Raw genomic sequence first — 22,400 nt, 5'->3', positions numbered from 1 at the left:
GCGAATGCTTATGGCAGGGGTCTTCGGACTGGATTAGAATGCCTGAGTGGTGCCGCAAGGCAAATGTAGGCGCTTGTCTATGAGTGAAGGAGTGGTGCTTTGAACAACAACATGTTTTCGAAAGCAGCAGTGTGGCTGGTGATCGCACTGGTGCTGTTTACGGTGTTCAAGCAGTTCGACAAGCCCCGTGTCCAGGAAGGCGTTTCGTATTCGCAGTTCATGGACGACGCGAAAAGCGGCAAGGTCAAGAGCGTGATCGTTCAGGGGCGCAACCTCACGGTGACGCCGGCCGACGGTCAGAAGTATCAGATCGTGTCGCCGGGCGACATCTGGATGGTCGGCGACCTGATGAAGTATGGCGTGCAGGTCAGCGGCAAGGCGGATGACGAGCCGAACGCGCTGGTGTCCGCGTTGTATTACCTCGGGCCAACCATCCTGATCATCGGGTTTTGGTTCTACATGATGAGACAGATGCAGGGAGGCGGGAAAGGTGGTGCGTTCTCGTTCGGTAAATCCCGTGCGCGTCTGATCGATGAGAACAACAACGCAATCAATTTCTCGGATGTCGCCGGCTGCGACGAGGCCAAGGAAGAAGTGTCCGAACTGGTCGACTTCCTGCGCGATCCGCAGAAGTTCCAGAAGCTCGGCGGCCGCATTCCACGCGGTGTGCTGCTGGTTGGTCCGCCAGGAACCGGTAAGACGTTGCTCGCGCGCGCTATCGCTGGTGAGGCGAAGGTGCCGTTCTTCAGCATCTCGGGTTCGGACTTCGTCGAAATGTTCGTCGGCGTTGGCGCGGCTCGTGTGCGTGACATGTTCGAGCAGGCGAAGAAGCATGCGCCTTGCATCGTGTTCATCGACGAAATCGACGCGGTCGGCCGTCATCGCGGCGCCGGCATGGGCGGCGGCAACGACGAGCGCGAACAGACGCTGAACCAGATGCTCGTCGAGATGGACGGCTTCGAAGCGAACTCGGGTGTGATCGTGATCGCCGCGACGAACCGTTCGGACGTGCTGGACAAGGCGCTGCTGCGTCCGGGCCGTTTCGACCGTCAGGTGTATGTCGGTTTGCCGGATATCCGTGGCCGCGAGCACATCATGAAGGTGCACTTGCGCAAGGTACCGATCTCGAACGACGTCGACGCGGCAGTGATCGCGCGTGGCACGCCGGGCTTCTCGGGCGCCGATCTGGCGAACCTCGTGAACGAAGCGGCGCTGTTCGCCGCGCGTCGCGGCAAGCGCATCGTCGAAATGCAGGACTTCGAGGACGCGAAGGACAAGATCTTCATGGGTCCGGAGCGCAAGTCGGCCGTGATCCGCGAAGACGCGAAGCGCGCGACGGCTTACCACGAGTCCGGCCATGCGGTGATCGCCAAGCTGCTGCCGAAGGCGGACCCGGTGCACAAGGTCACGATCATCCCGCGCGGTCGTGCGTTGGGCGTGACGTGGCAGTTGCCGGAGCACGACAACGAAACGTATTCGAAGGATTACCTGCTCGACCGTCTGGCCATCCTGTTCGGCGGGCGCGTGGCGGAAGAGCTGTTCCTGAACCTGATCAGCACGGGCGCATCCGACGACTTCAACAAGGCGACGGCCACCGCGCGTGCGATGGTGGCTCGCTTCGGTATGACCGACGCGTTGGGACCGATGGTCTACGTCGACGACGAGAACGATGCGTCGCCGTTCGGCCGGGGCTTCACGCGCACCATTTCGGAAGCGACGCAGCAGAAGGTCGACGCGGAAATCCGTCGCGTGCTGGACGACCAGTACAACCTCGCGAAGCGCTTGCTCGACGCAAATCGCGACAAGGTCGAGGCGATGACCGCAGCACTGATGGAGTGGGAAACGATCGACGCCGATCAGATCAACGACATCATGGCTGGCCGTCCGCCGCGCTCGCCGAAGAGCTCGCCGTCGCCTACCGACGCATCGGGCGGCAGCAGCCCGGGCACGGAAGTGAAGCCTGGCAGCGCGACCGCGCCGGCTACCTGATGATCGGTTAAAGGTGTTTTACGGGCCGGTGTGTTTTCACACCGGCCCGTTTTCATTTCTAATGCTGCTCGGATCGCGATACGGTCGTTTCGCGGTCGTTCTTAACCCTTCGCCTTCGTAGTACGGTCCTGTCTCGTGTCAAACGCCAATTCCCCGCTTTATCCCATTCCAGAGCCGATGCAATGCGGCCGGTTCACCTTTACGTTCGAACGCCCGCTCGTGATGGGCATTCTGAATGTCACACCCGATTCGTTTTCCGACGGTGGTCTGTACGCAGAGCCCAGCAAGGCGCGGCTGCAGGCGGAGCTGATGCTGGCCGACGGCGCCGACATCATCGACATTGGCGGCGAGTCGACGCGGCCCGGTGCGCCGCCCGTACCGCTCCAAGATGAGCTGGATCGCGTGATACCCCTAGTCAAGGAACTGAGCGACGCAGGTATTCCCGTATCCGTCGACACGTATAAACCTGAAGTTATGCGCCATGCGCTGGCGGCCGGCGCTGATCTGATTAATGATATCTGGGGCTTCAGGATGCCCGGCGCGATCGACGCCGTGAAGGACAGCCAATGTGGTCTGTGCGTGATGCATATGCTCGGCGAACCGCAGACGATGCAGGTCGGCGAACCCGCCTACGCGGACGTCGTCGCTGAGATCCGCGCCTTCCTCGACGAACGTGTCAATACGATGATGAGCGCAGGTGTTGCGAAAAATCGCATCAGCGTCGATCCAGGATTCGGATTTGGCAAGACGGTCGAGCATAATTACGCGCTGCTCGCTCACCTGTCTCAGACCGCGCCGATCGTCGGCACGCCGCTGCCCATTCTGGCCGGCATGTCGCGCAAGTCGATGCTGGGCGCTGTCGTGGACAGGCCTGCGCGGCAACGCGTAGCGGCGAGTGTCGCGGCGGCCGTATGCGCGGCTGAACGGGGGGCGGCGATCATCCGCGTGCATGACGTAGAGCAGACGGTGGATGCACTAAAAGTATGGGCGGCGACGCGCGATGCAGCGCGGCGCGCCTGATCTCCACGCTTGGGAGGAAAATTCCAATATGGCACGTCGATATTTCGGAACGGATGGGATTCGAGGCAAGGTCGGCGAAGCGCCGATCACGCCTGACTTTGTGCTGCGGCTCGGCTACGCAGCCGGCAAGGTGCTCGCGGGCGCCGACACCTGGGCGAATACGGGCAAGCGGCCTACGGTGCTGATCGGCAAGGACACGCGTGTGTCGGGCTACATGCTCGAAGCGGCGCTGGAGTCGGGCTTCTCGGCGGCAGGTGTCGACGTGATGCTGGCGGGGCCGATGCCGACGCCGGGCGTCGCATATCTGACGCGCGCACTGCGTCTTGCGGCGGGTGTGGTGATCAGCGCCTCGCACAATCCGTACTACGACAACGGCATCAAGTTCTTCTCCGCCGACGGCAACAAGCTGCCGGACGAAGTCGAACTGCAGATCGAAGAGCAACTGGACAAGCCGCTCGATTGCGCGCCGTCCGAGCGCCTCGGCAAGGCGCGACGTCTGGACGACGCGGCAGGCCGTTACATCGAGTTCTGCAAGAGCACCTTCCCGCAGGCGTTCGATCTGCGCGGCATGAAGCTGGTCGTCGACTGCGCGCACGGCGCGGCGTACGACGTCGCGCCGCAAGTGTTCCATGAACTCGGTGCGGACGTGATCACGATCGGCGTATCGCCGAACGGCTTCAACATCAACGACGGCGTCGGTGCGACGGCGCCCGACGCGCTCGTGCGCGCGGTGCGCGCGAACAAGGCGGATCTCGGCATCGCGCTCGATGGCGACGCCGACCGCCTGCAGGTCGTCGACGCGAACGGGCGGCTCTACAACGGCGACGAGCTGCTGTACGTGCTGGTGCAGGACCGGATCGCGACGCAAGGCAAGGTTGAAGGCGCAGTGGGCACGCTGATGACCAACATGGCTGTCGAAGTGGCGCTGAAGAAGGTGGGCGTGCAGTTCGTGCGTGCCGCCGTCGGCGACCGCTACGTGCTGGAACAACTGCGCGAGCATGGCTGGGAACTCGGCGCGGAAGGTTCGGGCCACATCCTGTCGCTGGATCGCCATTCGACGGGCGACGGTATCGTCTCCGCGCTGCTGGTGCTGGCAGCGATGCAGCGCAGCGGCCGGTCGCTCGAGCAACTGCTCGAAGGCGTCAATCTGTTCCCGCAGAAGCTGATCAACGTGCGGATGCAGCCGGGCGCGGACTGGAAGGGCAGCGACGCGATCCGCCGCGCGATCAGTGAGGCGGAAGGCGCGCTCGACGGCAGCGGGCGCGTACTGATCCGCGCGTCGGGCACTGAGCCCGTCCTGCGCGTGATGGTCGAGGCCGCGCAAGAAAAGGACGCCGTGCATCATGCGGAAACGATCGCGGACGTCGTGAAGCAAGCGACGACCTGAGTCGCGACTGAAGCGTTTCGACGAGAAGGGCGGCTCTATGCCGCCCTTTTTTTCACGCAACCGTCTGATTAAGCGCCCGAGCCCGCAAACGTTCGCGACGGGCCGATTTCGAGCGTAAAACCGCCTATCCAAAGCACATCTGCTTCCGCAGTAGAAACCCTGACATAGCGCCTTTCACGGCCGTAATAGAACTGTCACACGAAGTTCACGATTAGTCATGTGACTGTCACAATAGGCCACTATTCTTCGCGGTGTCGTTGCACACGCTCATAACCACGGAGAAAACATGAAACTGATGCAAACCGCGTTCGCTGGCATGGCTGGCGCTCTCTTCGCGATCGCAGCGCAAGCCGCCGATATCACTGGCGCGGGCAGCACCTTTGCAGCACCGATCTACACGAAGTGGGCAGATGCTTACCAGAAGACGGGCGGCGGCAAGGTCAACTATCAGGGCATCGGCTCGTCGGGCGGCGTCAAGCAGATCGTCGCGAAGACGGTTGACTTCGCAGGCTCGGACGCTCCGCTGAAGGACGACGAACTCGCGAAGGAAGGCCTGTTCCAGTTCCCGACGGTGGTCGGCGGCGTGGTGCCCGTTATCAACGTGCCGGGCGTGAAGGCTGGTGAAATCACGCTGTCGGGCGAAGTGCTCGGCGACATCTACCTCGGCAAGGTCAAGAAGTGGAACGACCCGGAAATCGCCGCGCTGAACCCGAAGGTCAAGCTGCCGGATACCGACATCGCCGTGGTCCGCCGCGCTGACGGCTCGGGCACGAGCTTCATCTGGACGAACTACCTGTCGAAGGTCAACCCCGAGTGGAAGTCGAAGATCGGTGAAGGTTCGACGGTCAACTGGCCGACGGGCACGGGCGGCAAGGGCAACGACGGCGTCGCGGCATTCGTGCAGCGTCTGCCGGGCGCGATCGGCTATGTGGAGTGGGCATACGCGAAGCAAAACCACATGACCTACGTCGACCTGAAGAACTCGGCAGGCACGGTGGTCGAGCCGAAGACGGAAACGTTCAAGGCAGCGGCAGCCGGCGCTGACTGGTCGAAGTCGTTCTACCAGATCCTGACGAACGAGCCGGGCAAGAACGCATGGCCGATCGTCGGCGCGACGTTCGTGCTGCTGCACACGACGCAGGAAAAGGGCCCGCAAGGCGCGGAAACGCTGAAGTTCTTCGACTGGGCATTCAAGAACGGCAGCCAGGCTGCGAACGATCTGGACTACATCACGCTGCCGGAATCGGTCGTGTCGGAAATCAAGACGCAGTGGAAGGCAAAGGTCAAGGACGCATCGGGCAAGGCGCTCGCCGAGTAATCCTCGACTTGCAGCAACAGCAGGCAACAGCAGCAAGCACCGCGCGCATGATATCTGGATGATGCGCGCGGCCGGCCGCCCGGCTTCGATGAAGCCCGGCGGCCATCGTTCTGGCCGTCTGGCATACGCCATGCGGCAACCGGAAACAGGTTTATCAGCTCCCATGTCCGACCTCCCTCTCACTTCTGACGGCGCCCGGTCGACTCCGCCCGGTAGTACGACGCAGAAAGCGCCCAGCCGCGCGGGCGACGTCATTTTCGGCGGCATTGCGCGGCTTTCCGCCATCGTCACGCTACTGCTGCTCGGCGGCATTATCGTGTCGTTGCTCGTCGCCTCGTTGCCGACGATCCAGAAATTCGGCCTCGCCTTCCTGTGGACGGCCGACTGGGATCCACCTTCCGAGCAGTTTGGCGCGCTGGTGCCCATCTACGGCACGATTGCGACGTCGATCATTGCACTCATCATCGCGGTGCCCGTGAGCTTCGGCATCGCGCTCTTTCTGACCGAACTATCGCCCGCCTGGCTGCGCCGGCCGCTCGGCATCGCGATCGAGCTGCTCGCCGCGATTCCGTCGATCGTCTACGGCATGTGGGGCCTGCTCGTGTTCGCGCCGATCTTCGCTGAGTATTTCGAAAAGCCGCTCGGCAAGCTGCTTGGCGGCATGCCGATCATCGGCGCGCTGTTCAAGGGTGCGCCCATCGGTATCGGCATTCTGTGCGCGGGCGTGATTCTCGCGATCATGATCATTCCGTACATCGCCTCCGTGATGCGCGACGTGTTCGAAGTTACGCCCGTGCTGCTGAAGGAATCGGCATACGGCATCGGCTGCACGACCTGGGAAGTGATGTGGAAGATCGTGCTTCCTTTCACGAAGACGGGTGTGATCGGCGGCGTGATGCTTGGCCTCGGCCGCGCGCTCGGCGAGACGATGGCCGTCACGTTTGTGATCGGCAATACGAATCTGCTCGACAACGTGTCGCTGTTCTCGCCGGGTAACAGCATCACGTCGGCGCTCGCGAACGAGTTCGCGGAAGCCGCGCCCGGCCTGCATACGGCCGCGTTGATGGAACTCGGCCTGATCCTTTTTGTGATTACCTTTATCGTGCTGGCGATTTCGAAGATCATGCTGCTTCGCCTCGAGAAAGGGGAGGGCGCGAAATGAGCCAGTCCTCGTTGAACATGCCGGGCAGCAACGACAGCGTCGCGCTCGAAGCGATGCGCACCCGGCTGCAAAAGCGCCGGAAAGTCACCAATGCGATCGCGCTGACGATGTCGCTCGCGGCAATGGCATTCGGCCTCCTGTGGCTCGTGTGGATCCTCTACACGACGCTGCGCCTTGGCATCGGTGGCCTGTCCATCGAACTGTTCACGCAGTCGACGCCGCCACCGAACACGGACGGCGGCGGCCTCGCGAACGCGATCGTCGGCAGCCTGATGCTGGTCGTGATTGCCACGTTCGTCGGCACGCCGATCGGCATCATGGCGGGTGTGTATCTCGCCGAGTACGGCCAGAAGGGCTGGCTCGCGAGCATCACGCGCTTCATCAACGACATTCTGCTGTCGGCGCCGTCGATCGTCGTCGGTCTGTTCGTGTATGCGCTCGTGGTTGCCAAGATGGGCCACTTCAGCGGCTGGGCAGGCGTGATCTCGCTGGCGCTGCTGCAGGTTCCCATCGTGATCCGCACCACGGAGAACATGCTGAAGCTCGTGCCGAACGCGCTGCGTGAAGCGGCTTTCGCGCTCGGCACGCCGAAGTGGAAGATGGTGCTGTCGATCACGCTGAAGGCGTCGGTGGCGGGTATCGTGACGGGCGTGTTGCTGGCCATCGCGCGTATCGCCGGTGAAACGGCACCGCTGCTCTTCACGGCGCTGTCCAATCAATTCTTCACGCTGGACATGAATCAACCGGTTGCGAACCTGCCGGTCACGATCTTCAAGTTCGCGATGAGCCCGTTTGCGCAGTGGCAATCGCTCGCGTGGGCTGGCGTCTTCCTGATCACGCTCGGAGTGTTGGGACTCAACATCCTCGCGCGTACGATCTTTTCGAACAAGTAAGGGCGGAGCGATCCGATGAACATGGCAGAAAGTCACCTGAATCCCGTCGAACGCCCGGCGGCACCCGCCGGTTTCGACCCGGCACAGAGCGGTCAAGCGGCAGCGCCCTCGCGCCCGAAGATCGAAGTCAACAACCTGAACTTCTTCTACAGCAAGTATCACGCGCTGAAGAACATCAACCTGCAGATTCCCGAAGGCAAGGTGACCGCGTTCATCGGTCCGTCGGGTTGCGGCAAGTCGACGCTGCTGCGCACGTTCAACAAGATGTATGCGCTTTATCCGGAGCAACGCGCCGAAGGCGAAATCCTGATGGACGGCGAAAACCTGCTCACGACGAAGCGCGACATTTCGCTGCTGCGCGCGCGCATCGGCATGGTGTTCCAGAAGCCGACGCCGTTCCCGATGTCGATCTACGACAACATCGCTTTCGGCGTGAAGATGTTCGAAACGCTGTCGCGCTCGGAGATGGACGACCGCGTCGAGTGGGCCCTGACCAAGGCGGCCCTGTGGAATGAAGTGAAGGACAAGCTCGGCCAGAGCGGCTACGGTCTGTCGGGCGGCCAGCAGCAGCGTCTGTGCATCGCGCGCGGCATTGCGATCCGTCCGGAAGTGCTGTTGCTCGACGAGCCGTGCTCGGCGCTCGACCCGATTTCGACGGGGCGCATCGAAGAGCTGATCGCCGAACTGAAGAGCGACTATACGGTGGTGATCGTCACGCACAACATGCAGCAGGCGGCGCGTTGTTCGGACTACACTGCCTATATGTACCTGGGTGAGCTGATCGAGTTCGGCGACACCGAGAAGATCTTCATCAAGCCGGTCCGCAAGGAAACGGAAGACTACATCACGGGCCGTTTCGGCTAAGCGCTGAGCGCACGAGCTTAGGGAGTACGACATGTCCGACAAACACCTGTCCAGCCAGTTCGACGCCGATCTGAACGCCGTGTCTTCGAAGGTGCTCGAAATGGGCGGCCTCGTCGAGGCGCAGATCGTCGCCGCGATGAACGCGCTGAACGAATTCGACACTGGTATCGCCGATCAGGTGATCGCCGCAGAAGAACGTCTGAACCAGATGGAAGTCGAGATCGACGAAGAGTGCAGCAACATCATCGCGCGGCGTCAGCCGACGGCGCGTGACCTGCGCCTCGTGATGGCGATCTCGAAGACCATCACGAACCTCGAGCGCGCCGGCGACGAAGCCGAGAAGATCGCCAAGCGCACCAAGCGCCTGTCGGAAGACGGCGCATCGCGCACGATCAACATCGCCGAGATCAAGCTGTCGGGCGATATGGCCGTGAGCATCCTGCGCCGCGCGCTCGATGCGTTCGCGCGCCTCGACACCGTGGCGGCCGCGCAGATCGTGCGCGACGACAAGGCGATCGACGAGGAATTCCGCGCGTTCGTGCGCAAGCTGATTTCGTACATGACGGAAGATCCGCGCCTGATCTCCGTCGGGCTCGACTTTCTGTTCATCGCGAAGGCGATCGAGCGGATCGGCGACCACTCGAAGAACATCGCCGAGTTCATCATCTACGTGGTGAAGGGCACGGACGTGCGCCACATGGGCCGCGACGCGCTCGAACGCGAGGCGCTCAGCTGATGCTGAGTTGATCTGTGAGCGGATGCGTCTATCCGCTCACGCAAACCGTTTTCATCGCATACCGTTTATCAAGAGGCGCAGATGCCCAGCAGTATTCTCGTTATCGAAGATGAACCCGCTATTTCCGAGCTGATCTCGGTCAACTTGCAACACGCGGGCCATTGTCCGATTCGTGCGTACAACGCCGAACAGGCGCAGAACCTGATCAGCGATGTGCTTCCCGATCTCGTGCTGCTCGACTGGATGCTGCCGGGCAAATCGGGTATTGCGTTCGCGCGCGACCTGCGCAACAACGAGCGCACCAAGCACATTCCCATCATCATGCTGACGGCGCGCGGCGACGAGCAGGACAAGGTGCTCGGCCTCGAGATCGGCGCCGACGATTACGTGACGAAGCCGTTCTCGCCGAAGGAACTGATGGCGCGCATCAAGGCGGTGCTGCGCCGCCGCGCGCCGCAGTTGACGGAAGACGTCGTCGCGATCAACGGGCTGAAGCTCGACCCGGCTACGCATCGCGTCGCGGCTCATGCGGAAGGCAACGAGATCAAGCTCGATCTGGGTCCGACGGAATTCCGTCTGCTGCACTTCTTCATGACGCACCCGGAGCGTGTCCACAGCCGCACTCAGCTGCTCGATCAGGTGTGGGGCGACCATGTGTTCGTCGAAGAGCGCACGGTCGACGTGCACATCAAGCGTCTGCGCGCCGCGCTCAAGCCGGCCGGCTGTGATGCGATGATCGAGACGGTGCGGGGCAGTGGGTATCGCCTGGCCAAGAGCGCATAAGGTAAACTGATCGAAAAACACGAAGCGCGCTGCGGCATGTCAACGCAGCGCGCTTTGTTGTCTCTGTAGTCTTCAGATTCGTCTTCGAGGTTGCAGGAACACATGAACATCATCTGGGCGCGCTCCCTGGTATCGCTTGTGCTCCTCGCTGTGCTATGCGCGGCAGTCGGTGTTTTCGTCAGCACCAAGGCGGCGTTGACGCTTGCCGTGCTCGCGCTGCTCGCGCAAGGCATTTTCAGCACGTTTCACAAGCAGCGCCTGTGGCGTTTGCTCGACGCGCCTGTGTATGGCGAAGTGCCGAGCGCGCCAGGCATCTGGGGCGAAATCTACTACCGGCTGCACAAGCTCGCGAAGCGCTGGCACGCGCAGGTGCGCCAGGTCGAGCAGCAGCACTCGCGTTTCATTCAGGCGATCCAGGCGTCGCCGAACGGCGTTGCGATGCTCGACGATCACGATCAGATCGAGTGGTGCAACGCGATCTCCGAAGAGCACTTCGGCCTCGATGCGAAACGCGATCTGCGCCAGCACATCACGCATCTCGTGCGTCATCCCGACTTCGTCCGTTACCTGAATTCGCATCACTATGAAGAGATGCTGATCATGCGCGGGATGGGCGACAAGCGGCAGAACGTGATTTCCGTGCAGGTGTTTCCGTACGGCGAGAACCGCAAGCTGGTGCTGTCGCAGGACATCACGGAGCTGGAACGCACGGACGCGATGCGCCGCGACTTTGTCGCGAATGTATCGCACGAACTTAAGACGCCGTTGACCGTGCTGTCCGGTTTTCTCGAGACGATGCGCGAGTTGCCGCTCGACGAGAGCGAACGCGTGCGGTATCTGGATCTGATGATGCAGCAGGCGCAGCGGATGCAGCATATCGTCAGTGATCTGCTCGTGCTCGCGACGCTCGAAGGCGATAACAAACCGCCGAGCAGCCAGATGGTCGATATGCGCGCGGTGGTGCGGCATTTGCAGGACGATGCGCAGAGTCTTTCTGGCGGACGCCATCGGATTACGTTCGACGCCGACGAGGCGCTTACTGTGACGGGCGTCGAGACGGAGATCCTCAGCGCGTTTGGCAATCTCGTTACGAATGCGATTCGGTATACGCCTGACGGCGGGTCGATTAGTGTGAGCTGGCATGCTCAAGGCGGGCAGGCCACGTTCTGTGTGACCGATAGCGGGCTCGGGATTCCTGCTGCGGATATTCCGCGGTTGACTGAGCGGTTTTATCGCGTTGATCGGAGTCGGTCGCGGGATACGGGTGGTACCGGGCTTGGGCTTGCTATCGTCAAGCATGTGCTGCAGCGGCATGATGCGCAGCTCGAGGTTAAGAGTGAGGAAGGGCGGGGGAGTACGTTCACTGTGCGGTTTCCGACCGCACGGACGGCCAGGTTGCAGTCGACTGCGGCGTAAGTGGTTTGGTTTTTTTGTGTTGTCTTCGACGCTTTGGGTCGATTTGGTTTTTTCGTTGGCATCCGCGCTTTGCCTTCGTGCTTCACGCGTCGCCCCTGTGCGGGGCGGCACCTACTTTTCTTTGCCGCCGCAAAGAAAAGTAGGCAAAAGAAAGCGGCTAACACCGCCAGTTCTAGTGTTTGCCTGAGGGCCCCCAACCGGTCCTACGCTGCACACGGCAACGTCCCTGTTCACGTTCGTTGCCAACGCTCCGAATGAGCGCCTCACCCGCTTCAAATACCCGCACACGGACTAGCGGCAGCGAATGGTATGTGCCGCCCAGGTGGCAAACTGTGTGTAGGTTGTCGCGTCGTATAGCCTGGCGCTCTTACAGGGTGGGACGCGTGTACTATCGGTCCGAAGTGACGCGTGTGTAGTGCTATGGCCTACACACAGTTTGCCACCTGGGCGGCGGTGGAATATCTGGCACGGCATGCTGCGACGCGGGCGCGTGAAGCGGGTGAGGCGCACACTCAAAGCGTTGGCAACAAGCATGGGTCACGTGGTTGCCGTGTGAAGTGTAAGACCCGTTGGGGGCCCTCAGGCAGGAAGAAATGTTGGCGGTGTTAGCCGCTTTCTTTTGCCTACTTTTCTTTGCGGCGGCAAAGAAAAGTAGGTGCCGCCCCGCACAGGGGCGACGCTTGAAGCACGCTAAAAAAACGCGGATGCCAGCGAAAATCCAAAAAAAAAACCAAACAGCGTCGCAGACAAAAAACCGTGCCCACCAACAAAAAAGCCCAGCTCACTGTCACCAGCAAACCGGGCTTCGTACTACTGGAACATCAGCGCCTGAACCCGCCAGCGCTCATCCGACGCATTCGGATTAGAACTCGTACCCAACCTGAGCGCGAACACCTGCGTCCCCCGTCGACGTCACCGACACCGCGCCATTGACCAGCCACTTGCTGTTACGCGAGCGGTAGGTCGCGCCGACACCCAGCGCCGCGCCGCTCTTGTACGAGCCGGCACCTGCGGCGACAACCGTGTTGCCTGGCTGCGAAGGCGTCATGTTCGGCATGGCCATCGCGGCGGCCACACCCGCGTATGAGTTTTTCGCGACCTGGTTGACAGTGTTCTGCATCGAGTTGAACCGCTGGTCGGTGTAGTCCTTGGCGCTCATGCCTGCCGGCAGATTGCCCGTCGCGCTGGCGACCGCATCGTTCATCTGGTCGACATTCACGGCATCCGTGCCCTGCGTTCCGGCCGCGACGTTGGCGATCTGACGCTCGTTACCCTTCGAACCCACTGAAACAGTATTCGCGCGGTCCGCGACCGAGTTCGCACCCAGCGCGACCGAGTTGTCCGCCGACGCCTTCGCATTCGCACCCATCGCCGTTGCATGCTGGCCGTTGGCGCTTGCCGCCTCTGCGCTCCGGTCTCCGCTTGCAGCGAACATCGGGTTGCCCGCCGATGAGTTCATCGCGATGTTGGTGACGTTGGCGAGCGCCGAGTTCATCTGCGCGACGTTCACGGCGTCGGTGTCGACCGTACCGGCTGCCACGTTGTGGATCGTCGTGCCGCCCGCGATGCCGCTTCCCATCGTCACGCTGCTGTAGCTGACGGAACCGTCTGCGTTGCTGTCGTAGGTGACAGCCGCTTTCGACGTGCCGTCCGTGCCGACGAGACCCGTTGCCTTCAGTTGTGCGACGTTGACGGCGTCCGTGTCGGCCGTACCTGCCGCCACGTTCGTGATCTGCCGTTCGGCGCCTGCCGAACCCACGGAAACCGAGTTCGCGCGGTTCGCAACCGAGTTCGAGCCGAGCGCGACCGAGTTGGCGGCCGTTGCCACGGCAGCGCCGCCGATCGCCACCGATTCGCTACCCGTCGCCTGCGAGTCCGCCAGCATCGAGTTCGTGTGGAAGTACTTGATGCCCATTCCGCCGCCGGTGATGTCGCTCAACGCGGTGTTGATGCTGCTGATGTCCGACGCGTTCTGCGTGGTGCGGGCGTCGATATTGGTGATCGCGCCAGCGATGCTGTTCATCGTCGTGCCGCCGATCACGTAGCTCGGTGCCGAGATCGAGCCGTCGCTATTGACCGTCGAGCCGCCGCCGATCGCACTCGCCGTCGAGTTCGCCAGGCTGTAAAGCTGCGAGCCGTTGATGGCATCGGCGCTCGATGCGCTCACGTCGCCAGCGTGTACGCCCGTCAGCTTGCGCGCGCCCGCTGTGCCGGTGAAGTCGACGATCGTGCCGTCGGTTGCTTTGGCGACCGTGATGTTGCGGGTGGTCGCGTCCTGTTGGACGAGGCCGAGTCCGCCGTTGTTGATCGACGTCGTCAGGTTGGTGACATCGTTCGCCAGTTGCGTGGTACGCGCATCGATATTGGTGACTGCGCCGCCGATGCTGTTGACCGTTTTGCCGCCGATCACGTAGCTGGGTGCCGAGATCGAGCCGTCGCTGTTGACCGTCGAGCCGCCGCCGATCGCGCTGGCCGTCGAATTCGCGACGCTGTAAAGCTGCGAGCCGTTGACGGCATCGACGCTCGACGCGTTCACGTTGCCAGCGAGCACGCCCGTCAGCTTGCGCGCGCCCGCTGTGCCGGTGAAATCGACGATCGTGCCGTCCGTGGCCTTCGCGACGGTGATGTTGCGCGTCGTATCGTCCTGTTGGGCGAGGCCGAGTTCGCCGCTGTTGATCGCCGTGGTCAGGTTCGTGATATCGCTCGACATTTGCGTCGTGCGGGCGTCGAGATTAGTGACGTCGCCGACGATTTGCGTGGTGCGCGCATCAATGGTGGTGATGTCGTTCGAGTTCTGCGTGGTGCGCGCATCGATGTTGGTGATCGCGCCAGCGATGCTGTTCATAGTCGTGCCGCCGATCACGTAGCTCGGTGCCGAGATCGAGCCGTCGCTATTGACCGTCGAGCCGCCGCCGATCGCACTCGCCGTCGAGTTCGCCAGGCTGTAAAGCTGCGAGCCGTTGATGGCATCGGCGCTCGATGCGCTCACGTCGCCAGCGTGTACGCCCGTCAGCTTGCGCGCGCCCGCTGTGCCGGTGAAATCGACGATCGTGCCGTCGGTGGTCTTCGCGACCGAAATGTTGCGGGTCGTTGCGTCTTGCTGAACGAGGCCTAATTCGCCGTTGTTGATGGCCGTGGTCAGGTCGGTGATATCGCTCGAGTTCTGCGTGGTGCGTGCGTCGATGTTGGTGATGTCGTTCGCGTTTTGCGTGGTGCGTGCGTCGATGTTGCTGATCGCGCCAGCCACGTTGTTGATGGTGCTTCCACCCACTACATACGTCGGGTTCGTGATCGCACCCGTTGTCGAGTTGTAGGTCGAGCCGCCGCCCAACGCTGCTGCCGTGGCTGCGCCTTGTGCATTAACCTTTGCATTCTCGGATTGCAACTGGCTCACGTTCACGGCATCGGTAGCTGCCGAACCGGCGGCCACGTTTGTGAGACGGCGTTCCGTACCCGTCGAGCCCACGGAGACTTCGCCGTTGGCCGTTGATGCCGTACCCGATAGCGAGCCTGAACCGGGGTTGTATCCCGTGCTAGTCAGATTCGCCGTCGTGGTCGAATTAGCGCCCAGTGCTACCGAGTTGGATGCCGTTGCGGTCGCGTTAAAGCCTAGAGCGACCACGTTGGCAGCCGCTGCCATGGCTTGGTTGCCAATCGCCAGAGCATTTGGGGCATTCAAAGACCGGCTCAATCGCCCAACCGATATCGCGGCGTCTGAGTTCGCGTCAGATATCGACTGGGTGCCGATCGCGATGGCGTCGGAAGCGGAGGCGGTCGACTTTGATCCCATAGCGAACGTGTTTTGTTGCACAGCGCTCGTGTTGTAGCCGAGAGCAGTTGCATACAGGCCCATGGCGTTTGCACCAGGGCCAATTGCTGTTGACAATGAACCGGAAGATTGCGCATTTAGTCCGAATGCTTGCGAACTGCCGCCGCTTGCCGTCGCACCGCTTCCGATCGCAATGGTATTTCCATTCGACGCCGATGCGGCCGGTCCGACTGCGACCGAACCATTTCCCGACGCCATCGAGTCCGGCGCCGCCGAGTTTGTGTGGAAGTATTTGATGCCAGCGCCACCGTTGGTGATGTTGTTGACCTTCGCATCTACCGACATCAGCTGGCTCAGGTTCACAGCATCGGTCGGATTCAGACCCGCAGCCACGTTCGTGATCCGACGCTCGGCGCCCGCTTGGCCAATCGACACTTCGCCCGCCGCCGTCGCTGCCGAGATTGCCGTGCCGCCGACGGGCGCAAAGCCAGCCGTACCGAGCGTGGTCGAGTTCGCCACCGAGTTTGCGCCCAGCGCCACCGAATTGGCCGTCGCCGCCGTCGCGCCGGCGCCTACCGCCGTCGACATCGAGCCTGCATAGCTCGCCCCGCCTACGGCAACGCCGCCATCCGTTGCCTTGGCGGAGTCACCAACGGCGACCGTTCCGTCAACGTTCGGCGTTGCGCCGGAGAGATTGTTTGCCGAAGCGTTCTGGCCAATCGCCACAGCCGCTTTGCCGCCTGCTGCGTTCGTCGTTTGAGCGCCGCTGCCGTACGCGATGTCAGCAGCGATTCCGCCGAGCGTCGAGCCACCGTCCAGCGCGCCTGCGTGCGCCGCACCCGCCACGCCGCCGAGCGTCAGCAGCGTTGCGCAGGTCAGCGCACGCATGCCGCTGCGGGCCGATTTGCCCTTGGCCCTGGCGGTTTCGGCTGCGGCGATAAACGTACCCGTCTTTGCGCACCAAACATTTCGGTAAGTCTTGTTCATGGAAAACTCGTCAGCAGATAAATTTAGGATAACGATCTATCATTTTGAGATTCGCGAACAAAGCGATGCCGCACATGCGTGCATGAATCTGCTGCTATCTCGATAGCCGTGGATGTCGAATGCTCGTCGGTTTTCGGGGAATTCCGCGAACCAGAAGCGAGTTCGTTTCGATGTCTCTAAATTTATTTGAGATGAGACTGGGCTTTAATGAGACAACTCTTAATTTGATGAGGCGGGTATCCTGGGATTTGCCGGACGCGCTGTATTTGTCTGATTTATTGAGGAAGCGCAACGGGAATTCCCCAAAAAAAACACCCCAGCGTCGTCACCGACGTCTGGGGTGTCTGTATTCGGAAGAGGGGAAATTAGGAGCAGAACTTCGTCAGCAAGCTCATCTGCGCATTGCGCGACGATTTCCCCGGCCTGCGCCGCCGATAGTGCCCATCGCTTTGCATTAGCCACGCGGCCTGGTTGTCGCCGAGAAACGCCGACAGCCCCTCAGCAATCACCCGGCGCTTCAACCGCCGGTTGTTGATCGGAAACGCGACTTCGACGCGGCGGAAGAAATTGCGATCCATCCAGTCCGCGCTCGACAGATAAACCTGCTCGCGCCCGTTGTCATGGAAATAGAAGATACGGTGATGTTCGAGGAACCGCCCGACGATCGAGCGCACAGTAATGTTCTCCGACAGCCCTTCGACGCCCGGCTGCAACGCGCACACGCCACGTACGATCAGATCGATCTTCACGCCAGCCTGCGACGCCTCGTACAGTTCCGCTATAACGGTCGGTTCGAGCAGAGCATTCATCTTCGCGACGATCCGCGCTCGCTTGCCTGCACGCGCATGCTCGGCCTCCGCACGAATCGCGTCGACGAGCCGCGGATGCAACGTGAACGGCGACTGCCACAACTCGTGCAACGGCAATTCACCGCCGATCCCCGTCAATTGCTGGAACACGTGGTGCACGTCTTCGCAGATCTTCTGGTCGGCCGTCATCAGCCCGAAGTCGGTATACAGGCGCGCCGTGCGCGGATGATAGTTGCCCGTGCCCAGGTGCGCATAGCGCTTCAGGATCGATTTGCCGCCTTCCGACACGCGCCGCACGATCAGCATCATCTTCGCGTGGCACTTGTGGCCGACCACGCCGTACACGACATGCGCGCCGACGGCTTCCAGTTGCGACGCCCAGTTGATGTTCGTCTCTTCGTCGAAGCGCGCGAGCAGCTCGACGACGACGGTCACTTCCTTGCCGTTGCGCGCAGCCTGCATCAGCGCGTCCATCAGCGGCGAATCGGTGCCCGTGCGATAAATGGTCTGCTTGATCGCGACGACGTTCGGGTCCTTCGCGGCCTGCAGCAGCAATTCGAGGACCGGCTGAAAACTCTCGTACGGATGATGCAGCAGCACGTCGCCCTGATCGATCACGTCGAACAGGCTCGCGCTGTTGGCGATCTGCGGCGGCGTCGCGGGAATGTGCGGGACGAACTTCAGATCGGGCCGGTCGACCATCTCGGGCAACTGCATCAGCCGCACGAGGTTCACCGGGCCATCGACGAAGTAGCAGTCCTTCTGCGACAGACCGCTTTCGTCGAGCAGGCGGCGCATCAGATGCGCAGGCGTTCCCGCCGACATCTCGAGCCGCACCGCATTGCCGAGATGCCGCGCGGGCAGTTCGCCCTGCAGCGCGACGCGCAGGTTCGTGATTTCGTCTTCATCGACGAACAGCTCGCTGTTGCGCGTGATGCGGAACTGGTTGCAGCTGCGCACGGCGAGATTCGGAAACAGCTCACCGACAAACTGTTGCAGCAGCGAACTGAGCAGCACGAAGCCATGCGGATAGCCGGACAGTTCCTGCGGCATGCGCACGAGACGCGGCAGCGCGCGCGGCGCCTGCACGATGCCCATCACGGCCTGACGGCCGAATGCATCCTTGCCTTCGAGTTCGACGACGAAGTTCAGGCTCTTGTTCAGTACGCGCGGAAACGGATGCGCGGGGTCGAGACCGATCGGCGTCAGGACGGGCAGCAGTTCATTGACGAAGTAGTCGCGCGCCCATTGCGTCTGCGCTTCGTTCCAGGCTTCCATGCCGTGAAAATAAATGCCTTCGTCTTCGAGCGCGGGCAGCACGGTGTCCTGCAGCATCGTGTACTGTCGATGCACGAGCTTCTGCGCACGTTCGACAACGAGATCGTAGCAATGCTGCAGCGACATGCCATCGGGCGATAGCGCGCCTGGATTGTCGCGCATCTGTTCCTGAAGACCGGCCATGCGGACTTCGAAGAATTCGTCGAGATTGCTGCTGGTGATGCAGATGAAGCGCAAGCGTTCGAGTAGAGGAACAGCAGGGTCAGCGGCCTGTGCGAGCACGCGTTCGTTGAACCCCAGAATGCCCAGCTCGCGGTTCAGAAGAGGATAGCGGTTGGACATCGGTGGTGAGAATGAAATGTCGGAAGGTGACTCGAAGGGACGCTCGGAAATTCTCACAGTATGATGACAGTTGCATGAAATGACTTTTGTCATGATTTTACGCTTTTGCCGCGTCGTGTCGTAAATATGACGCAGCCATGTGTGACGATATCGCTCGACAATGGCGGAGGTGACAGCGTAATGACGACTACGCTTAAAATGGCGCTTTCAAACAACGCGCCAACGAAGGCTCCCCGGATGGGTGCTTTCCCCGCGCGCATGAGGTTCTCACACCCGATGGTCAATACTCCGCCACTCCTTGCCGCCGTCGATCTCGGCTCGAACAGCTTCCGTCTGATCGTGGGCCGCGTCGAGGAAACCGAGGCGGGCAGCCAGATCTATCAGGTCGACGCGCTGCGCGAACCCGTGCGCCTGGGCGCAGGCCTGTCGCGCGAAAAAATGCTCGACCGTGCTTCGCAGGAACGGGGGTGGGATGCGCTGAAACGTTTCGGCGAACGTCTGCGCGATTTCCATCCCGATCATGTGCGCGCGGTCGCCACCAACACGCTGCGCGTCGCGAAGAATGCACAGGAATTTCTCGGCGAAGCGGAAGCGGCGCTCGGCTTTCCCATTGAAGTGATCGCGGGCCGCGAAGAAGCGCGCCTGATCTATGCCGGCGCTGCGCATTCGGTCCCGGCGAGCGCGGGCAAGCGGCTTGTCGTTGATATCGGCGGTGGCTCGACGGAATTCATCATTGGCTCGCACTACACGCCGATTCGAATGGAAAGTCTGTACATCGGCTGCGTGAGTCACAGCCGCCAGTTCTTTCCGGCGGGCAATGTCGACGAATACACGATGCGCCAGGCTGAGCTCGCGGCATCGCGCGAGATCCAGATCATTTCGGCCGACTACCGGGCCGAGGGTTGGGACCAGGGCATCGGTTCGTCGGGCACGGCGCGCGCGCTGGCCGAACTGGTGGAAGCGAACGGCTTCAATGATCCCGGCATCACGCATGGCATTTCGCGCGGCGGCCTCGAGCGTTTGAAGCGTGCGCTGATCAAGGCGGAGAACGTCAACCGGCTCAAGCTCGTGGCGCTGAAGCCGGACCGTGTGCCCGTGCTGGCGGGCGGCCTGTCGATCATGATTGCCGTGTTCGATGAACTCGGCGTCGAATACGTCGATACGACGGACGGCGCGCTGCGGCTTGGCGTTCTGTATGACCTGCTGGGGCGTTCGCAGCATGAGGACATGCGTACGGTCACGGTTGAAGGCTTTATGCGGCGCTATGGCGTGGATCGCGAGCAGGCGGCCCGTATCGGCGAACTCGCGGTGCGGTTCTATGACCAGTTCGAAGAACCTGATGCAGAAGTGCGCGAAGAGAACCGCATGTTCCTCGGGTGGGCGGCTGCGCTGCATGAGATCGGGCTGTCGATTTCGCACAGCGCGTATCACAAGCATTCGGCTTATATCGCGAGCAATGCGGATATGCCGGGGTTTTCGCGTACCGATCAGGCGCGGCTTGCGGCGCTTGTCGTGGGTCATGCCGGTAAGCTCGGCAAGCTTGCGCAGACGCGGGATATCGAGTGGGATTTGCTGTTCTGTCTGCGGCTTGCGGCGCTGTTTTGCCGGCGGCGTGCGGATGCTGGGTTGCCCGAGATTACTGTCGCTGAGGCGAATGGCGGGTATGAAGTGCGACTGCCTCATTCATGGGTTTCGAATAACCCGCTGACGGACTATAGCCTCATTCAGGAGGCGGCTGAGTGGGAGAAGATTCGGACGCCGTATCGCGTGGTGTACACGGAGGATTGAGGTTTTTGTCTGCGACGCGGGGGTGGTGTTTTTGGCTTTGCGCTGGCATTTGTGGTTTGTCTTTGCCTTTGCCTTTGCCTTTGCCTTTGCCTTCGCAAGCGTTGCCGTTTGGTGTTTCTGCCTTTGCGTTGGCATCCGCGCTATGTCTTCGTGCTTCAAGCGTCGCCCCTGTGCGGGGCGGCACCTACTTTTCTTTGCCGCCGCAAAGAAAAGTAGGCAAAAGAAAGCGGCTAACACCGCCAACATTTCTTCTTGCCTGAGGGCCCCCAACCGGTCCCACGCTGCACACGGCAATCACGTGACTCATGTTCGTTGCCAACGCTCTGAATTGACGCCTCACCCGCTTCACGCGCCCGCGTCGCCACATGCCGCGCCAGATAATCCACTGCCGCCCAGGTGGCAAACTGTGTGTAGGCCGTAGTACTGCACGCACCTCACTCCAGACCGATAGCGCACACGTCCCACCCGTAAGAGCGCTACCCTATACGACGCGACAACCTACACACAGTTTCCCACCTGGGCGGCACATACCATTCGCTGCCGTTAGCCCGTGCACGGGTATCCGAAGCGGGTGAGGCGTTCATTCGAAGCGTTGGCAACGCGCACTAACCAGGGCACTGCCGTGTGAAGCATGGGGACGTTGGGGGCCCGTGGATAAGAACACGGGCTGGCGGTGTGAGCCGCTTTCTTTTGCCTACTTTTCTTTGCGGCGGCAAAGAAAAGTAGGTGCCGCCCCGCACAGGGGCGACGCTTGAAGGGCGAAGGCAACACGCGGATGCCAACGCAAAGGCAGAAACACCAAACGGCAACGCCCGCGCCGCAAAGCCAACAACACCAAACGGCACCGCCTGCCCCGCAAAGGCAAACCCTAAACCACGACCCCGACGAGCAAACCCAAAAAATCACTTACCTTGGCAACGCATCCCCAAGAAAGTGCCGCGCATACCGCGCATTGATTTCAGAGAGCCGGAACAACGTCAGATAGTCGGCGGTGTTGAAATCAGGATCCCACGCCGGCGCGCCGCAAATCTTCGCACCAAGCCGCAGATAACCCTTAATAAGCGGCGGCGGCGCGACCTTCGCGCCAGTCTTCAGCTCATCGACGGGCAGCGGCGTATGCGGAAACGCGCGGTACTCGGGCGTGGTCAGCGCATCGTCCTGCAGCGACGCATACAGGTTGGCCGCGTAGTGGCCGCCATCAGCCATCGCGACGCTCGCGCAGCCGAGCATGGTCTCATACCCGTTGTGCTGCATATAAGAGCCAAGACCGGCCCACAACGACATGATCACCGATCCGCTGCGATAGTCAGCATGCACACACGAACGCCCCACCTCGACCATCTTCGAGCGCAGATGCGTAAGCCGAGACACGTCGAACTCGCTCTCGGCATACAACCGGCCGATACGCGCCGCCTGGTGCGGCGGCAGCACGCGATACGTGCCGACCACCTTGAGCGTGTCGAGATCGCGAACAATCAGGTGGTCGCAGTAAGCGTCGAACGCATCGACGTCGAGGCCGGCAGGGCCGGACAGGCGCGCGCCCATTTCCTCGGCGAAGACGCGGTAACGCAGACGCTGCGCTTCGCGAAGCTCCTCGTCGGTGCGCGCCCACGACACTTGCAGACGATGCTGGGCGGTTACCGTTTCTTCCGAGCGCGGCAAACGGCGACGCGGCTCGAGGATCGATGCGAAGGGCAGGGTAGGCGTCGGCAGTTCTCGCATGTGGCGTTCCTGGTCGAAAATGTGAAATTCGCTTCGACGCCAATGTAGTAACGGCGGGTGACGCTCACGTGGCAACGTCGTGACGATTCGATGACGTGTCGTAAGCAAGACGCTTTCGCAGCGCCTGCAATCCTTGC

Annotated in this window: 14 protein-coding genes; 11 read left to right on the top strand and 3 right to left on the bottom strand. The window is 61.7% G+C overall.

What is annotated here, in order from left to right; translation table 11 throughout:
* Positions 1-99: 99 nt before the first annotated feature.
* From ftsH to phoR, 10 genes are all read left to right on the top strand, one after another.
* The gene (gene ftsH / locus SB822_RS19695) at positions 100-1,989 is read left to right on the top strand and encodes an ATP-dependent zinc metalloprotease FtsH (RefSeq protein WP_007748092.1); all 1,890 of its coding nucleotides are present in this window, start codon (positions 100-102) and stop codon (positions 1,987-1,989) included.
* A gap of 177 nt (positions 1,990-2,166) precedes the next feature.
* Positions 2,167-3,009: a dihydropteroate synthase gene (folP, locus tag SB822_RS19690; protein WP_090835754.1), complete on the top strand. Its 843-nt coding sequence runs from the start codon at positions 2,167-2,169 to the stop codon at positions 3,007-3,009.
* Positions 3,010-3,037: 28 nt separating this feature from the next.
* Complete coding sequence (gene glmM, locus SB822_RS19685) at positions 3,038-4,396, top strand: phosphoglucosamine mutase (protein ID WP_007748096.1); 1,359 nt, start codon at positions 3,038-3,040, stop codon at positions 4,394-4,396.
* A 286-nt stretch (positions 4,397-4,682) separates the two neighbouring features.
* Positions 4,683-5,714, top strand: a complete 1,032-nt coding sequence (pstS, locus tag SB822_RS19680) for a phosphate ABC transporter substrate-binding protein PstS (RefSeq protein WP_007748098.1) — start codon at positions 4,683-4,685, stop codon at positions 5,712-5,714.
* Between the two features lie 163 nt (positions 5,715-5,877).
* The gene (gene pstC, locus SB822_RS19675; RefSeq protein ID WP_007748101.1) at positions 5,878-6,876 is read left to right on the top strand and encodes a phosphate ABC transporter permease PstC; all 999 of its coding nucleotides are present in this window, start codon (positions 5,878-5,880) and stop codon (positions 6,874-6,876) included.
* The gene (pstA, locus tag SB822_RS19670) at positions 6,873-7,769 is read left to right on the top strand and encodes a phosphate ABC transporter permease PstA (protein ID WP_086917243.1); all 897 of its coding nucleotides are present in this window, start codon (positions 6,873-6,875) and stop codon (positions 7,767-7,769) included. Before pstC ends, pstA begins: the two co-directional genes overlap by 4 nt.
* 15 nt (positions 7,770-7,784) lie before the next feature.
* Entirely contained in the window at positions 7,785-8,633 is an 849-nt protein-coding gene (gene pstB, locus SB822_RS19665) for a phosphate ABC transporter ATP-binding protein PstB (RefSeq protein ID WP_007748105.1), read from the top strand.
* A 31-nt stretch (positions 8,634-8,664) separates the two neighbouring features.
* Positions 8,665-9,369 (top strand): phosphate signaling complex protein PhoU, encoded by a 705-nt coding sequence (gene phoU, locus SB822_RS19660; protein WP_007748108.1) that lies wholly within the window; start codon positions 8,665-8,667, stop codon positions 9,367-9,369.
* An 81-nt stretch (positions 9,370-9,450) separates the two neighbouring features.
* Positions 9,451-10,152, top strand: coding sequence for a phosphate regulon transcriptional regulator PhoB (phoB, locus tag SB822_RS19655; RefSeq protein ID WP_007748110.1), 702 nt, complete (start codon positions 9,451-9,453; stop codon positions 10,150-10,152).
* Positions 10,153-10,254: 102 nt separating this feature from the next.
* A complete protein-coding gene (gene phoR, locus SB822_RS19650; RefSeq protein ID WP_090835752.1) occupies positions 10,255-11,568 on the top strand; it encodes a phosphate regulon sensor histidine kinase PhoR in 1,314 nt (437 codons plus the stop codon).
* A gap of 862 nt (positions 11,569-12,430) precedes the next feature.
* On the opposite strand, the gene SB822_RS19645 is transcribed toward phoR, so the two are convergent.
* Together SB822_RS19645 and ppk1 are read right to left on the bottom strand one after the other, a co-directional pair.
* A complete protein-coding gene (locus SB822_RS19645; RefSeq protein ID WP_103153673.1) occupies positions 12,431-16,324 on the bottom strand; it encodes an ESPR-type extended signal peptide-containing protein in 3,894 nt (1,297 codons plus the stop codon).
* A gap of 365 nt (positions 16,325-16,689) precedes the next feature.
* Positions 16,690-18,753, bottom strand: coding sequence for a polyphosphate kinase 1 (gene ppk1 / locus SB822_RS19640; RefSeq protein ID WP_090835750.1), 2,064 nt, complete (start codon positions 18,751-18,753; stop codon positions 16,690-16,692).
* Between the two features lie 237 nt (positions 18,754-18,990).
* On the opposite strand from ppk1, the gene ppx reads away from it, so the two are divergent.
* Positions 18,991-20,541: an exopolyphosphatase gene (gene ppx, locus SB822_RS19635; protein ID WP_244144555.1), complete on the top strand. Its 1,551-nt coding sequence runs from the start codon at positions 18,991-18,993 to the stop codon at positions 20,539-20,541.
* A 906-nt stretch (positions 20,542-21,447) separates the two neighbouring features.
* Here the strand turns inward: ppx and SB822_RS19630 are convergent.
* Positions 21,448-22,263: a GNAT family N-acetyltransferase gene (locus tag SB822_RS19630; protein WP_007744007.1), complete on the bottom strand. Its 816-nt coding sequence runs from the start codon at positions 22,261-22,263 to the stop codon at positions 21,448-21,450.
* Between the last annotated feature and the right edge of the window lie 137 nt (positions 22,264-22,400).

Source organism: Paraburkholderia sp. SIMBA_054, assembly GCF_046534875.1.
Classification (GTDB): Bacteria; Pseudomonadota; Gammaproteobacteria; order Burkholderiales; family Burkholderiaceae; genus Paraburkholderia; species Paraburkholderia hospita.
This window is presented reverse-complemented; position numbering and strand designations above follow the sequence as displayed.

What these genes read in the sequence shown, in the direction of transcription:
- folP (WP_090835754.1), top strand. Translation starts at nt 2,167, where the DNA reads ATGCAATGCGGCCGGTTCACCTTTACGTTCGAACGCCCGCTCGTGATG.
- glmM (WP_007748096.1), top strand. Translation starts at nt 3,038, where the DNA reads ATGGCACGTCGATATTTCGGAACGGATGGGATTCGAGGCAAGGTCGGC.
- pstS (WP_007748098.1), top strand. Translation starts at nt 4,683, where the DNA reads ATGAAACTGATGCAAACCGCGTTCGCTGGCATGGCTGGCGCTCTCTTC.
- pstC (WP_007748101.1), top strand. Translation starts at nt 5,878, where the DNA reads ATGTCCGACCTCCCTCTCACTTCTGACGGCGCCCGGTCGACTCCGCCC.
- pstA (WP_086917243.1), top strand. Translation starts at nt 6,873, where the DNA reads ATGAGCCAGTCCTCGTTGAACATGCCGGGCAGCAACGACAGCGTCGCG.
- pstB (WP_007748105.1), top strand. Translation starts at nt 7,785, where the DNA reads ATGAACATGGCAGAAAGTCACCTGAATCCCGTCGAACGCCCGGCGGCA.
- phoU (WP_007748108.1), top strand. Translation starts at nt 8,665, where the DNA reads ATGTCCGACAAACACCTGTCCAGCCAGTTCGACGCCGATCTGAACGCC.
- phoB (WP_007748110.1), top strand. Translation starts at nt 9,451, where the DNA reads ATGCCCAGCAGTATTCTCGTTATCGAAGATGAACCCGCTATTTCCGAG.
- phoR (WP_090835752.1), top strand. Translation starts at nt 10,255, where the DNA reads ATGAACATCATCTGGGCGCGCTCCCTGGTATCGCTTGTGCTCCTCGCT.
- SB822_RS19645 (WP_103153673.1), bottom strand. Translation starts at nt 16,324, where the DNA reads ATGAACAAGACTTACCGAAATGTTTGGTGCGCAAAGACGGGTACGTTT.
- ppk1 (WP_090835750.1), bottom strand. Translation starts at nt 18,753, where the DNA reads ATGTCCAACCGCTATCCTCTTCTGAACCGCGAGCTGGGCATTCTGGGG.
- ppx (WP_244144555.1), top strand. Translation starts at nt 18,991, where the DNA reads ATGGGTGCTTTCCCCGCGCGCATGAGGTTCTCACACCCGATGGTCAAT.
- SB822_RS19630 (WP_007744007.1), bottom strand. Translation starts at nt 22,263, where the DNA reads ATGCGAGAACTGCCGACGCCTACCCTGCCCTTCGCATCGATCCTCGAG.